Origin of the sequence: Phytohabitans flavus (assembly GCF_011764545.1) — a bacterium.
Classification (GTDB): domain Bacteria; phylum Actinomycetota; class Actinomycetes; order Mycobacteriales; family Micromonosporaceae; genus Phytohabitans; species Phytohabitans flavus.
Genome location: NZ_AP022870.1, coordinates 1,519,736 through 1,531,625, shown reverse-complemented (window position 1 = coordinate 1,531,625; position 11,890 = coordinate 1,519,736). Strand labels below are relative to the sequence as shown.

General features: G+C 69.0%; 7 protein-coding genes. 3 read left to right on the top strand and 4 right to left on the bottom strand.

What is annotated here, in order from left to right:
- Nucleotides 1–163 precede the first annotated feature (163 nt).
- From Pflav_RS06385 to Pflav_RS06375, 3 genes are read right to left on the bottom strand one after another with little or no spacing between them, the layout of a single operon-like run.
- The gene (locus tag Pflav_RS06385) at nucleotides 164–3,673 is read right to left on the bottom strand and encodes an indolepyruvate ferredoxin oxidoreductase family protein (RefSeq protein ID WP_197938089.1); all 3,510 of its coding nucleotides are present in this window, start codon (nucleotides 3,671–3,673) and stop codon (nucleotides 164–166) included.
- Nucleotides 3,670–4,098, bottom strand: a complete 429-nt coding sequence (locus tag Pflav_RS06380; protein WP_173034476.1) for a cobalamin B12-binding domain-containing protein — start codon at nucleotides 4,096–4,098, stop codon at nucleotides 3,670–3,672. Before Pflav_RS06380 ends, Pflav_RS06385 begins: the two co-directional genes overlap by 4 nt.
- Before the next feature lie 10 nt (nucleotides 4,099–4,108).
- A complete protein-coding gene (locus Pflav_RS06375; RefSeq protein WP_173034474.1) occupies nucleotides 4,109–5,785 on the bottom strand; it encodes an acyl-CoA mutase large subunit family protein in 1,677 nt (558 codons plus the stop codon).
- 559 nt (nucleotides 5,786–6,344) lie between these two features.
- Between Pflav_RS06375 and Pflav_RS06370 the strand changes: the two genes are divergently transcribed.
- The 3 genes from Pflav_RS06370 to Pflav_RS06360 all read left to right on the top strand — a co-directional run bounded on the left by Pflav_RS06370 (nucleotide 6,345) and on the right by Pflav_RS06360 (nucleotide 10,759).
- Entirely contained in the window at nucleotides 6,345–9,422 is a 3,078-nt protein-coding gene (locus Pflav_RS06370; RefSeq protein WP_173034472.1) for an AfsR/SARP family transcriptional regulator, read from the top strand.
- A gap of 128 nt (nucleotides 9,423–9,550) precedes the next feature.
- Entirely contained in the window at nucleotides 9,551–10,045 is a 495-nt protein-coding gene (locus Pflav_RS48565) for a hydroxyisourate hydrolase (RefSeq protein ID WP_173034470.1), read from the top strand.
- Between the two features lie 9 nt (nucleotides 10,046–10,054).
- Nucleotides 10,055–10,759: a 4'-phosphopantetheinyl transferase family protein gene (locus Pflav_RS06360; RefSeq protein WP_173034467.1), complete on the top strand. Its 705-nt coding sequence runs from the start codon at nucleotides 10,055–10,057 to the stop codon at nucleotides 10,757–10,759.
- An 8-nt stretch (nucleotides 10,760–10,767) separates the two neighbouring features.
- Here the strand turns inward: Pflav_RS06360 and Pflav_RS06355 are convergent, their stop codons facing one another.
- Nucleotides 10,768–11,784, bottom strand: coding sequence for a helix-turn-helix transcriptional regulator (locus tag Pflav_RS06355; protein WP_173034465.1), 1,017 nt, complete (start codon nucleotides 11,782–11,784; stop codon nucleotides 10,768–10,770).
- Between the last annotated feature and the right edge of the window lie 106 nt (nucleotides 11,785–11,890).

Sequence of the window (11,890 nt, the reverse complement as noted above, 5' to 3'; positions counted from 1 at the left end):
GAGGCGGGTGGCCAGCCGCCCGAACGAGGAGGCGAGCAGCAGAAGAAGGCCGACCTGTAGCAGGAAGATGAGCAGCTCGTGTGCGGGGATCGGGGCGACGGGCACGGCGTCTCCTCGCTGGTCGCTATGGGATAGCGCGATCGGTTGCCGCGCCGCGACTCACCTAGCCACCTCGGTGTTCGCTGGTCTTCTCCAGTTGCGCCAACAGCCGTTGGACGCGGTCCCGGTACTCCGCGGTACTGGCCAGCTTGAGCTGCTCGTACCCGCGGACCAGGTCGGGCGCTTCGGCCAGGTCGACTACCAGGGAGTGGTTGTCGGGGCGCAGCCGGTCCAGCGCGTACAGGACCGACTCGCGGTACCTGACCACCAACTGCCGCTCGAGCCGCCGCACCTCCGTGCGCCCGAACATGTCGAACCGGGTGCCGCGCAGCCTGCGCATCGCCACCAGCATGCGTAGGACCGGGCGGAACCACGGTCCAAGGGTGATCTTGCGGCGCAGCCCGAGCACACGAAGAATCGGCGGCTGTAGGTGGAAGGCCACGCGGGCGCGCCGACCGAACTCGCCTCGCACCTGCTCGACGAAGTCCGGATCGAGGCTGAGCCGGGCGACCTCGTACTCGTCCTTGTACGCCATCAGCTTGTAGAGGTTGCGGGCCGCCGCGGTGGTCACGTCGGTGACGCCCGGCACGACAGCCTGTTCCCGGTCGTACACGTGCGCGACGAACGCGAGGTACTGCGCCGCGTACCGGTCGTCCTGGTATGCGATGAGGTCTCCGGCGCGCGAGGTGAGCAACCGGTCGAGGGCACCGCCGGCGGTCAGGCGGGAACCGAACGCACGCGCCACCGCCGGTACCGCGTCGGCGGAGACTGGTGTACCGGATGCTGCCCGCCGCCGGCCTACCGTGTCCGGGAACGCCACGGCGCACCTGCCCCACCGGAAGGCGGCCAGGGTGCGCTCGACCTCCACGCCGTTCATCCGGATCGCCTGCTCCAGAGAGCGCAGCGAGACGGGGAGCGCGCCGTGTTGCCAGGCCGCACCGAGCATGACCGTGTTGGCGGCAATGGCGTCGCCACACAGCCGCTCGGCGATGTCTTGTGCGTCCAGGTACACGTTGTGTTCGGGCCTCGTCCGCGAATCGATGACGGTTCGGTACTGGGCGGCGTCGCCGAACTGCTGTACTGGGTCGAGCACCATCGACACGGTGGGGATCTGGCTGGTGGACACGACCGCGACCGTGCTGCCCGGCCGAGCGGTGGCCAGGTTCTGCGGGTTGGCGGCACCGAGCAGATCGAGCCCGAGGTAGACGTCGGCGGTCGCGCTGGCGGCACGGTTGGCGTGTGCCGGTGGCTGCGCGAAGATGCGCACGTCGGATACGACCGGCCCACCCTTCTGGGCCAGCCCGGTCTGGTCGAGTCCGCGCACGTGCCTTCCGTCGAGGAATGCCGCCATGCCGAGGATCTGGGCGACGGTGACGAGTCCGGTGCCGCCGACTCCAATCAGGCGGACCGTGGCGTCCCCGGCGACGTGTGTCGCCGGGGCAGGCAGGTCGGTCGGCGGCGGGACAGCGGTCGGGCGCCGCTGGGAATCGGGCCACACGGACACGAACGACGGGCAATCGCCTTTGACGCAGGTGTGGTCGTGGTTGCATGACGACTGGTGAATGGCCGTCTTGCGGCCGTACTCGGTCTCGACCGGCCGCACCGACAGGCAGCCGGACTTGCGGCCGCAGTCGCCGCAGCCTTCGCATACCCGGGGGTTGATGAGCACCCGCCGGGTTGGGGTGGGTAACCGGCCGCGCTTGCGCATGCGGCGTTTTTCGGCCGCGCACTGCTGGTCGTGTACGAGGACGGTGACTCCTGGTACGGCCGCCAACTCCCGCTGCGCGGCGAGGAGGTCGGCGCGATCGCGGACCGTGGTGGTGGACGACAGCGGTACCCTGTCGTACTTACGGGGCTCGTCCGTGGTGATGATGACCTGGCGCACTCCCTCGGACTCCAGCTGCCGTGACAGTCCGGACATCCCGAGTGCGGGCTGCAGGCTCTGCCCGCCGGTCATCGCTACGGCGCCGTTGAGTAGCAGCTTGAAGGTGATGTTGACGCCAGCGGCGACGGCCGCACGGATGGCGAGCGATCCAGAGTGGACATACGTGCCGTCACCGAGGTTCTGGAAGATGTGCGGGGTGTCGGTGAACGGCGCCTGGCCGATCCACTGTGCGCCCTCGCCACCCATCTGGGTGAGCCCGGCGAGTTCGCCGCGACCGCTCGGGTTGAGAATCACCATCGTGTGGCACCCGATGCCGACGCCGACGACCGCTCCGTCCGGTGCCGCGGTGGACTGGCTGTGTGGGCAGCCCGAGCAGTACGCCGCCGTGCGGCGTGGTGCGGCGGGCAGCAGAGTCAGCGGAGCCGGCCGCGGCCGGGTGGGCTGGACGCCGAGCCGGTGTAGCCGCCTGGCGAGCGCGGCCGCGATCAGGTCGACGTCGAGCGTTCCAGCGTTGGGGATGAGCGGCGCGCCCCGCTCGTCGTGCTTTCCGGTCACCAGCGGGTGCCGCGCGACCGGGTACAGCGCGTTCTTGATACCTGTCTCGACGAACGCCGTTTTCTCCTCGACGACCAAAATCTCTTCGAGCCCGTGGGCGAACCGGGTGACGACCTCGTCGTCGAGCGGCCAGATCTGGGCCAGTTTGAGCAGCCGGATCCCGCGCCGCTCCAGTTCCGGCTCGGGCAGTCCCAGACGGCGCAACGCTTCCAGGACATCGAAGTACGTCGCCCCCGCCGTGGCGACGCCGAACCATGCGTCGGCGGTGGCTCCGGTAACCCGGTCGAGGTGGTTCTCCCGCGCGTACGCCTTCGCGGTGGCCAGGCGCGGGCCGCGCATCGTCGCCTCGATCTCCAGTGACGCGGGAGCGAGCAGGACGCCGGAGGGTGTGTGCCGGTACGGTCTGCCGGCGTACTCGACAACCGGCAGTATCGGTCGGATGCGGTATGGCGCGACGTCCGCGGTGCCGTTCGAGTCCGCGACGTTGGCGACCAGTTTCAGGGCGACCCACAGTCCGCTGGCGCGCGATTCGGCGATGGCGTGGAGGCCGAAGTCGAGGATCTCCTGGACGTTGGCTGGGTACAGCACGGGCATGCCCAGGGTGGCGAGCATGCTCTCGCTCGCGGAGGGCAGTGTCGAGGACTTGCACTGCGGGTCGTCGCCGCACAGTGCGAGCAGCCCGCCGGTCGGGTCGGCGCCGCAGGCGTTGCCGTGGCGGAGTGCGTCGGCGGCGCGGTCCACCCCGGGTGCCTTGCCGTACCAGACGCCCAGCACGCCCTGGTAGCGCGGCCTGGGTAACGTCCCGACGAGCTGGCTGCCCCACACGGCGGTGGCGCCCAGTTCCTCGTTCTGACCCGGCTGGTGCACCACCGGCAGCCCGGGTTCCAGCCGTACCGCGGCGTCGAGATGTTGCCCGAATGCGGCGATCGGCGACCCCTGGTAGCCGGAGACCAGCGCGGCGGTGTGCAGCCCTGCGCGCCGGTCCGCCCGCATCTGGTCGAGTACGACGCGGGCGAGCGCCTGTACGCCGGTGAGAAAAATGCGCCCCTGAGAGACAAGGTACTTTTCGTCGACCGTGCGCTCGGTCGGCGCGATAGTCCCGGGCGCTAGCGGTCCGGCGACCGTGGCGGTCACAATGGCGACCCGATCGGCACTGAGGCGTCCGCCGCGTCGCGTTCCCTGACCAGCAGCGTGATCTCCTGCGCGATGTGCTCCAGCGGCGTACCGGGGCCGAAGATGCGCTGCACCCCGGCTTCGAACATCAGCGGCCGGTCGATGTCGGGAATGATCCCGCCGAGCACCACCAGGATGTTCTGGCCGCCCTGCGCCCGTAACTCGGCGATCACTGCCGGCACGGTCGCCAGGTGGTTGCCGGAGAGGCTGGAGATGCCGAGCACGTCGACGTCCTCCTGGAGCGCGGCCCGTGCCGCCCCGGCCGGGAGCTGGTTCCCGAGATACACCACCTCCATCCCGCGTGAGGCCAGGTGCCGGCTGATCGTCAGGGCACCCCGGTAGTGCGAGTCGAGGCCGGGTTTGAAGATGGCAACTCGGATTGGCATCGGTCTCACCTCATCGCAAGGGTTGGCGCCAGCCCCCGTGGTGGTGGCGGAATACGTCGCAGCACTGGCCGAGCGTGGCGCCGGCCTCGGCTGCGGCGATCAGCGCCGGCATCGTGTTGGTTCCGTCGACGACGCACTGCTCCAGGCGGTGCAGCGCGTTGGTCACGGCGTCGTTGTCGCGGTTTGAGCGCAGCCGCATGAGCCGCTCGCCTTGTTTGGGAAGGGTCTCCGGCACATCGAATGTCTCCACAGTGGTGGGTGCCTGGTTCGCCGACACGTTGACCCCCACCACCGGGCGGCGTCCTTCGTCGATGTCGGCTGTCGCCTGGCACGCCAGGTCCAGGATCCGGGCGTGTACCCAGCCCGTGTCCACTGCCCGCACCAGGCCGCCCATCCCGTCGATGTTCGCCAGGATCTTGCGCACCCGGCTCTCGACCTCGTCGGTCAGATGCTCGACGAGATATGAGCCGGCGAGTGGGTCGATGGACCGGGTGACTCCGGTTTCGCTGAGCAAGATCTGCTGGGTTCGCAAGGCGGTCAGCGCGGCGGTCTCTGACGGTATGCACAGCGCCTCGTCGTACGCGCTGATGTGCAGGGACTGCGCGCCGCCAAGGACCGCGGCCAGACCGTGCAGCGCGGCCCGGGCAACGTTGTTGAGCGGCTGAGCGGCGGTGAGGGCCGAACCCGAGGTCTGGACGTGGAAGCGCAGCCGGGTGCTGCGCTCGTCCATCGGGTCGAACCGCTCGGTCATCACCCCGTGGTAGACCCGCCGCGCGGCGCGGTACTTGGCGACCTCCTCGAAGAGGTCACTGCCCGCGGTGAAAAAGGCGGACAGCCGGCGCGCCACCGGGTCGACCGGCAGTCCTCGTGCCCGCATCGCCTCGACCGTGGCGACAGCGTTTGCGACCACCAGCGCCACCTCGAGTACGGCGTCGGCACCTGCCTCGCGATAGTTGTATCCGGTGAAGCTCACCGGGTGCCAGCGCGGCAGGTGCCGGGTGCAGTACTCGGTGACGTCCATGGAAAGCCGGAAGGCGAACTCTGGTTCGAGCACGCTCGGCGCGGTCAGGACGACCGTCTCCATCATGAAGTCGTTCTGCAGGGTGCCCGACAGTCGGGCCGGATCGAACCCGCGGCGCTTCGCGGCGGCCAGGTACATGGCGAGGATCGCGCCCGCCGCGACCGGGTGGGACAGCACGAGTGAGACGCTCACCTCGTCCAGCGGCACGCCGTCGTACAGGTCGACCATGTCGTCGATGCTGTCTACCGCGACGCCGCCGAGTCCCGCGTCGGCGCGGGCCCACTCGTCGTCGCTGTCGTATCCCCTGTTGGTCGGGTAGTCGAACACCGTGTTGATGGCGGTCGCGCCCTCGTCGAGCAGCAAACGCAGGCGGCGGTTGGTGTCCTCGACCGTGCCGAACCCGGCGAGCGGGCGGATGGACCACGCGCGCCCGGAGTACATCGTCGGGTAGACCCCGCGCGTGTAGGGCGGGCTGCCCGGTACGCCCAGCTGGGTTCCGTAGTCACCGACGGCGTCTTCGGGGCCGTACAGAGGGGGCACCGGGATGCCGGACTCGGTCCAGGTTGGCATTGTCGAGGACCCGTGCTCCTCGCGCCAGCGTTGTACCTGCCCGGCCATCTCCTCGATCACCGCCTGGCCAGATGCGCCTACGATTCCGCTCGTCATGACTGCCCCCTACGGACACGATGGCGGCGGCCATTACGGTCCACCGTCGTCATCATTTCTAGCCGTAGGGCGGCGAAAAGTCGCTAGCCCGGCCTGGGCATGAGGCTGCCTGGGCACTGACACTCCATAGTGGCCTGAGCTGACCGCTACCGGACAATCGCTGAGATGGCCGCAAGCGGTCAGTTATCGTGGACCGACGACCGCCTATCGCGTCAAGGGCCAGTGGCGTCAAGAAAACGTAAATGTCTCACCATCTGGACCAGGCCATCCGATAGAATGCGGATTGTCCGTCAATACAGGCGATCCGCCATTCGGACCAAGAAATCCGTACGTCCCGCTGGCACTCACAACACGGTAAGCCATGCCCGCTTCGCCAGCGGGCACGGTGCTTGCCACACCATTCCAATAGACCCATGTACGTACTACGATGCCCTCATCGTCATGAGATCCAAGTGCCTCTTTACGGCATGTGGGGGCCTCGATGCCGCTCATTCACAGGGATCAGAGCAGTCCTCAGTTTCAGAAAGAGATGCGGCCAGGGAACGGTGTGGATAGCGGCGTGGAGTTCCGCATTCTGGGACCGCTCGAGGTCAGCGTCGACGAGCAGCCGGTGCCGATCGGAGGCGTGCGCCAGCAGATAGTGCTGGCGATGCTGTTGCTAGGCGCAAACCGCACAGTGACGATGGAGCGTCTGGTCGAAGCCGCCTACGGTGACCACAGGCCGGCGACCGCCCGCGCCCAGGTCCAGATCAGCATGTCGACGCTGCGACGGGTGTTCGCCGCACGCGGCCTGGTCGATCTCATCGCCACCCGGCCGCAGGGATACGCGATCAATGCGCCCGCGCGGTCCCTGGACATCCAGCGCTTCGAGGATCTCGTGCTGGCCGCCCGGGACGCGCGTGCGGCCAGCCGCCCGGACGAGGCGGTCGACTTGTACCGCAAGGCGTTGTCACTGTGGCGGGGCGAGGCGTTCGCCGGCATCGACAGCCGGCCCGTGCGCATCGCATCGAGCCGGCTCGCCGAGGGCCGCATTATGTCCAATGAGGACTGCCTACATCTGGAGCTCGAGCTCGGGCGCCACCACGAGCTGATCGGCGAACTTACCGAGCTCGTCGCGGCCCATCCCTTGCGCGAGCGGCTGCGTGGCCAGCTGATGATCGCGCTGTACCGATGTGGACGCGACGCGGAGGCCCTACAGGTCTACCAGGACGGCCGGCGCATCCTGATCGAGGAGCTTGGCATCGAGCCGCCGAAACGATTGCAGCAGCTCGAACATGCGATCCTCACTGGTGACCGCGATCTTGATGTGCCCGGTGCGGCCAGCGCGGCGACCGCCGCCTCCGCCCGCCCGGTGATCGCCTCGCCACGCATGCTGCCCACCGACATCGCGGACTTCACGGACCAGGCGACGGCCATCGCTGCGGTCGAGGAACACCTCCAGGTCAGCGCGGCCCAGCCCACCCACTTCGCGGTCCCGGTCGTCGTCGTATCGGGCAGGGCAGGCGTGGGCAAGACGGCCCTCGCCATCCACCTCGCGCACCGCATCGCCGAGCACTTCCCCGGCGGTCAACTCTTCGCCGACCTGCACGGCACAGACTCGCCGCCGGTGCCGCCGTCCGCCGTGCTGGAGCGCTTCCTGCGCGTCCTCGGCGTACCGGGCACCATGTTGCCGGAAGGCTTGGAGGAGCGCGCCGAGGTCTTCCGCGCCCTGCTCGCCACCCGACGGGTGCTCCTCGTGCTGGACAACGCGAGCACCGAGGGACAGGTGCTGCCGCTGCTTCCCGGAAACCCGGGGTGCGCGGTCATCGTCACCAGCAGCAGCCGGCTCGCCGCGCTTCCCGGGGCGATGCGCGTAGAGCTGGACGTCTTCGATCCGCGGGCATCGGTCGAGCTGCTGACCCGGATCCTCGGCGCCGAAAGGGTACGCAGCGAGGAGGCAGCGGCGGACAAGCTCGTGCAACTGTGCGGCGGGCTGCCCCTCGCCCTGCGCATCGCCGGCGCCCGGCTGTCAGCACGCCCCAACTGGAGCATCGGCCAGTTCGTGGAGCGTCTGGAAAACGGCACCCGCCGGCTCGACGAGCTGAACCATGGCGAGATGGGAGTCCGGGCGAGCCTGTCGGTCAGCTACCGCAACATCGGCGAGCCGGCCCGCCGGCTGTTCCGCCAGTTGGCGATCCTGGACCGCCCCAGCTTCTCTGCCTGGGTGGCAGCGGCGATTATCGACCGCCCGTTCGCGGAGGCGCAGGACCTGCTCGACGAACTGACCGACGCGCACCTGGTGGAAACCGTCGCGGGCCGGCGCGCGCTAGGCGTGTACCGGATGCACGATCTGGTGCGGGTGTTCGCCCGCGAGCGCCTCGCGATGGAGGACTCCCACACCGAGCGCATCGAAGTGCTCACCCGCGTCCTGCGCACCCTGCTGGTCGTCGCGACCACTGCCGGCAGCCGCGAGTACGGCGTCTCGCCAGGGCCCGTGCCCGAACGCGCGGATGAAGTACCGGTCGAACTCATCGAGCAACTCGTCGGTTCGCCTCGATCGTGGTTCGAGCAGGAGCGCCAAACGCTGGTGGCTGCCGCCACTCAGGCCGCCCGAGCAGGCCACGCAGACCTCTGCTGGGGCTTGGCCATCAGCGCTGCCGGTTTCTTCCAGGCCCGGTCGTACTTCGCCGATTGGCGGGAGACGCATCAGGTCGCGCTCGACGCCGTGCGGCAGGTCGGGGACCAGCGGGGCGAGGCAGCGATCCTCTGCTCGCTGGGCGCCCTCAGCATGGCCACACACCGGTTCGCCCAAGCCAGGCGGGAGCTCGCCGAGTCGCTGCGCCTGTTCCGCGAGCTACGCGACGACCGCGGAGCAGCGCGGGCGCTCGGCCACATCGGGCACATCGACCGGCTGAGCGGCCATCTGGAGGGCGCGGCAAGCCACTGCGACCAGGCACTGTCGACGCTGCGCCGGATCCAGGACAATGCGGGTACGGCACACGTGCTGCACGATCTGGCCGCGCTCAGCATCGATCGCGAGCGGCCCGGCGAGGCCCTGCGCCTGCTCGACGAGGCTCTGCGCCTCAGCCGCGACGGCGACTTCCGCTACGCCGAGGCGAGAGTCTCCCACCGGCTAGGTCACGCCTACCTGATGACTGGTCAATACCCCATCGCCCTCAGCGAGTTCGGCCGTGCCCTGCAGCTCGCGCGGGAGCTCGGACACCCCGTGTTGGAGGCGACCGCCCTGCACGGCCTCGGCGTCACCCGTCTGGTGATGGGCAAGCCAGAGGAGGCCGACAACGCGTTCCGCGCGGCGCTGACGCTGGCCGAGTTGAGCGATCAGCGGTTCATTCGGGTGCTGGCCCTGAAGGGGCTCGGCGACCTCGCACTCGCGCGCTGCGAGCCGACCCGCGCGACCGGCCTGCTCCGGCAGGCCCACACCGTGGTCCGGGAGCTGGGCATGCCACTGCATGAGGCTCGCACGCTGCTGTTGCTGGGTGAGGCACACCTCGCCGAGGGCGACAACACCTCCGCCCGTGAGGCGTTCGCGCATGCCTTCGCGCTTACCAAAGCGGTCGACGCCAGCCTCGTGGACCGGATGCGGGCCCGGCTGCGGACACGGCTGCGGGCTCGCTCGCGCAGCGCCGACGCGGCCTGACACCGCCCAGGCCGGTGCGACCCATCGGCAGCAGGTCGATGTTCGATCGATAGCGCTGTCGGATAGCGTGTCCGCATCCTTCCGCCCAGAATGCGACAAGCCTGGGCGCCGCCAGCGGATCCCGACAGATGGTGGGGGCCCACGTGAGCATTTCCGTCAAGGCGCAGGACGCCGTACATGGCCAGCCGGCAGCGGGTGTGCGTGTCCGCCTGGAACGCGCCGCCGATGGAGTTTGGATACCGCTGGCGCAGGCCGAGACCGATCGTCAAGGCTGCGTCAGGGATTGGTACGAGCCGACCTCGGACAGGCACACCTATCGCCTGACGCTCAACAGCGACCACTACTTCACGTATCTCGGCTTCACCACCGCCTACCCGGAGGTCGCGGTTACGTTCCGAGTGCTGGACGAGACCCGCTCGCATCAGGTGGAGGTGTTGCTGTCCCCAACTCGTACACCGCCTATCTGGCGATGCGCGAATGAAGCATCGAGCCCTCGCACGTTAGGGGCCGCTAGGGGTTCTTGTCAGCCAGGGCCGGTGGCTAGCGTGAACCAACTCCCACTCGAACTGTTGCGTGCCAGGCAGTCTCCGACCCCGCGCAAACACGGGAACCAGCCGATCTGAGGACAGGCCATGATAAGGCGAATCCTTCCTCCATACCTGACGTACGCGGAGTCGTTCGACGACGCCACCGACGAGCCGCTCTTCCCCGAAGAAGCCGCGGTCGTCGAGCACGCTGTGGAGAAGCGCCGGCGCGAATTCACCACTGGTCGCATTTGCGCGCGCCGCGCGCTGCGCAGGCTGGGTCGGCCGGCTGCGCCGCTGCTGCCGGGAGCGCACGGCGAACCGCAGTGGCCGGCGGGCATCGTCGGCAGCATCACCCATTGCGCGGGTTACCGGGGTGTCGTAGTCGGTGAGGCACCCCAGGCAGCCTCTATCGGCATCGACGCCGAGCCGAACGAGCCGCTGCCGGGTACCCTCCTGGAGTCCATCAGCCAGCTCGATGAGCGGTCCGATGTGGACATGCTGAGACGTGCCTACCCCGGCGTCCGCTGGGACCGGTTGCTGTTCTCCGTCAAGGAAGCGGTGTACAAGACGTGGTTCACGCTCACCGGCGCGTGGCTTGGCTTCGACGCGACGCTGGTGCGCCTGCACCCGCGCGAGTGGACCGGCACGTTTGCCGCCAACCTGCTGGTGCCCGGTCCCGAGGTGGCCGGCGAGAAGATCGACACTTTCTCGGGCCGGTGGGTGCTCAGCCGCGGCGTGTTACTGACCGCGATAGTCGTGCCCGGCCCGCTGCGCGCCGACCATCGACACGCGGCCGCCCTCGACCGCTGACCGCGCCGTTAGCACATATCGAGGTCGTCCACGTCCAACCATCCGCAGGCGACCGCCCGGGCGCCGGCCTGGAACCGACTACGCGCGTCAAGCCGGCTCAGCAGATCGGACGCCACCCGCCGAGCGGTGCGGATGGATACGCCAAGACGGCGGGCGATGACGTCGTCCGTGCACCCCGTCGCGAGCAACCGCAGCACCTGCCTACGTTGCGGCGTCAGACCGTCCCCGTCCCTGCGCCGCGGCCCGCCCAACGGTGCCGCACCGTTCCAGGTGGCCTGGAAAAGCGCGAGCAACGCGGTCACCATTCCCGCGCTGGACACCATGGCCGCCGCGTCCGAGGCGCCGCCTGGGTCTACCGGTACAAGCGCATGCGCCCGGTCGATGATGAACAGCTGCAACGGCAGCAGCGGCGCCGTGCGCACTTCGGTGCCCAGCGCCACCAGCCACTGCGCGTGCTCCAACGCGGGCTGGTGGTTGCGGATGCTGTCCAGGAAGACGGTACGGTAGCGCACCCCGCGCTCGATCGCGCGCGCCTGCGGTTCCCCGCTGGCGTCGCTGGCGTCGCTGGCGAGCGGAAGCTGCGAATGCGCCGGTACGAACGCGCAGACCTCCCACCGTGAGGCGTTGGTCAGCTCGCGGAGCCGGGCCTCGACCGCGTCCGCACCCTCTACGTACTCGACGTCGGGCGCCCGCACCGGTGGGTTCAACTCGGCATGCTCAGCGAGCAGTACGGCCACCGCGGCCTTGCCCTCTTCGAGCTCCTGCTGCAGGCGAGCGAACTCGGCCTGCCTACGCGCCACCAGCGCCTGGAGCGCGGCTTCGGGATGGACCGGCCGCAACGTTAGTGGATCCCTTGTGGACGGTTGAAGCAGCGAGATGCGCGCTAACTCGTCCAATGCGTCGTGCACCTGGCGCTCCGCTAGCCGGAGGCTCAAAGCAAGGTCATGTGGCTTGGCGGTGGGCGCCTTGAGCATCGCCAGGTACACGGCTTCGGTCTGGAAATCCAGCCCCAGTCCCTCAAGCATCGTTCCCCCAAGTAGGCGCGCTGTCCTGCCTGGAACGGTAGCCGCCGGCCAAGTCGAGGCTTTCCCGTATCACCCCCTAGCTTCGATGTGCTAACCCGTAGATCCC

Excerpts from the sequence above, each read along its gene's own strand:
- Pflav_RS06380 (WP_173034476.1), bottom strand. The coding sequence starts at position 4,098 with ATGCCAATCCGAGTTGCCATCTTCAAACCCGGCCTCGACTCGCACTAC.
- Pflav_RS06375 (WP_173034474.1), bottom strand. The coding sequence starts at position 5,785 with ATGACGAGCGGAATCGTAGGCGCATCTGGCCAGGCGGTGATCGAGGAG.
- Pflav_RS48565 (WP_173034470.1), top strand. The coding sequence starts at position 9,551 with ATGGTGGGGGCCCACGTGAGCATTTCCGTCAAGGCGCAGGACGCCGTA.
- Pflav_RS06360 (WP_173034467.1), top strand. The coding sequence starts at position 10,055 with ATGATAAGGCGAATCCTTCCTCCATACCTGACGTACGCGGAGTCGTTC.
- Pflav_RS06355 (WP_173034465.1), bottom strand. The coding sequence starts at position 11,784 with ATGCTTGAGGGACTGGGGCTGGATTTCCAGACCGAAGCCGTGTACCTG.